The sequence below is a fragment of the Candidatus Protofrankia californiensis genome (assembly GCF_900634765.1).
Classification (GTDB): domain Bacteria; phylum Actinomycetota; class Actinomycetes; order Frankiales; family Frankiaceae; genus Protofrankia; species Protofrankia californiensis.
Map to the genome: position 1 here is coordinate 17466 of NZ_CAAAFT010000487.1, position 2441 is coordinate 19906.

Annotated in this window: 1 protein-coding gene; it reads left to right on the forward strand. The window is 72.6% G+C overall.

Features of this window, described 5'->3' with window-relative positions:
- On the forward strand, positions 1-2441 hold a 2441-nt coding region (locus DD1DGNOD_RS25155; protein WP_241255972.1), incomplete at both ends, for a tetratricopeptide repeat protein.

Sequence of the window (2441 nt, forward strand, 5' to 3'; positions counted from 1 at the left end):
GCACCGTCAGCCGTCTGGAGCACCCCGCGGCGCGCACCCGCATCCCGGGCGGTGTGGCGGACAAACTGCTCGCCCTGCTGGGCGTCCCGCCGGAGGGCCGATCAACAGTGACTCCGGACATCCCGCCAGGTGATCCGGCAGGTCGGGACAGCCCGGTCGACGGTCCCGGCGTCCGGGCCGTCGACGCGATCGTCGACGACGTCGCCGTGCTGCTGGGCGGTCTGTCCAACGACGGGCCGCTGGTCATCATCCTGGACGACCTGGAATGGGCGACGACCGCCCTGTGGCATGGCCTGCGACGTTTCGCCAGCAGACTGCGCGGGCCGGTGCTGCTCATCCTGCTCGACCGCGAGGTCCCGTCGATGGCCGGACTGCCCAACGCGGAATCGCTCGCGCTCGCCCCGCTGGTGGAAGCCGCCTCAGCCAGCCTGCTACGCGACTATCTGGGCGGTGCCGAACTGGACGAGGCCGCCCGCAACGCCCTGCTCGCGCGGGTCCACGGCAACCCGTTCTTCCTCACCGAACTGCTGAACCTGCTGGTGGACCGGGGTGTACTGCACCGAGGCGCCAAAGCCGGCGCAGCCGCCGCCACCGATACCGATACCGGCGCGACGGGGACGGGGACGGGGCAGAGCACCCCGCCCGGCGCGGACACGGCGGCGGGCATACGGCGTCACCCGGCCGGCGCACAGCAGTGCGCCTGGGTGCTCGAAGGGTCCCTGCCCGAGACCACGCTGCCGGCCGGTGTGCAGTCGGTGCTGGCCGCCCGCATCGACGATCTCGATCCGATCGCGAAGGCCGTCCTGCGTTCGGCGTCAGTGCTCGGCAGCCGGTTTCCCGCGGACGCGCTACCCGCCCTCGAGGACCGTCGGGGGGACCAGGTGCGCCGGGCGCTGGCAACCCTCACCGAACGCCAGCTCCTGCGGGCCCCGCATCCCGGGGAACCCATGTGGACGTTCGTGCACCCGATGGCCCGGGACGTGGCCTACGCCGGGCTGCCCAAGGTGGAGCGTGCGCGCAGGCATGCCGCGGCAGCCCAGTGGGGGGTGGAGTTCCTGGGTGGTTCCGAAGCGGAGATCGCGGCCTTTGTCGGTCACCATGCCGAACGGGCCCACGACCTCGCGGCGTCGATGGCGCTTGCGCCCACTGATCCCGCCTGGTCGGCGCGGGAACCCGGGTTCCACGCCCTGGTCCGGGTCGCTCGATCGGCCCTCGCCCGCGACGACCATCGCAGCGCCAGCGAGCTGATCACCAGTGCGCGCCGGCTCGGCCGGGGAGTCGTGAGCGAAATCGACGATCTGGGCGCGGTCGTGCTGCACGCCGAGGCCCTGGCGTCACTGCGCCGGCTGGAGGAGGCCGAACGCGTCCTACGGCCCGCTCTGCGGGTCACCACGCCCGAGCTGCGGGCAGCCGCGTACCGCATCCTCGGCGATCTTCGGCACAAACAGGGCAGGGACGACGAAGCCGCAACCGCGCTCGTCACCGCCCTGGAAGAGGCTCAGCGCGCCAGCAGTGACCGGCTGGTCGCCGCGACCCTGCGCCAGCTGGGCCTGCTGGAATACGCCGCCGGTCGGGTACGCCACGCCGAGAAGCGGTTCACCGACGCGCTGACCCTGGCCCGTCGGGTCGGCGATCCCAGAGGAGTCGGCTGGGCCCTCCAGCACCTTGCCTGGAGCGCGACTACCCGGGGGGACTACCCAAGTGCCGAGGAATACCTCCGGGACGCCTCAGAGGTCTTCAGGCGATTGGACGACACCGGTGGTCTGGGCTGGTGCGCGGGCACCGAGGCACTGGTCTGGCTACTGTCCGGCCAGCTCAGCCGGGCTCGCCGGCTCGCGCGCGACCTGATCGAGATGGCCGAGTCGCTGGGTGAGGTATGGGGTCTGGCCGTGTGCCTGACGATCGACGCGGTCGCCGCCGCCGAACTCGGGGACATCGCCGAAGCCGAAGCCGAAGCCGAGCAGGCGGCGGAGCTGTTCGAGGCGACCGGCGACACCTGGGGTGTCGCGCTCACTCTCGTGGCCAGGGGCCTTGCCGCCCGCGGCGCCGGTGATCCCGAGCGGGGGGCGGCTCACCTGGAAAACGCCCAGGCCGCCGCCAACCAGGGCGGTCACGCCGTCGTCGGCGCGCTCGCCCTGGTGCTGCTGGGGCTCACCCGGGTCGACGCCGGGCTCCTCGACGAGGCCGAGCAGGCCGCGGACGTGGCTATGCAGACCCTCGACAGCCTCGAGCTTCAACCCCACGCCCAGCTCGGCGCCAAGGTGCTGGCCGCTCAGGTCGCGCGGACCCGAGGCCGCCTGCAGGAATCGATCTGCCTACTGGAAACGGCTCTGGCCGCCGGAGAACCGGCAACACTGCTGTTCCCGCGCCGCCAAGCATACGCGCATCTGGCCGGCACTCTCCTCGACGCGGGCCGGCCCGCCGAGGCGCTGGCAGTGGCC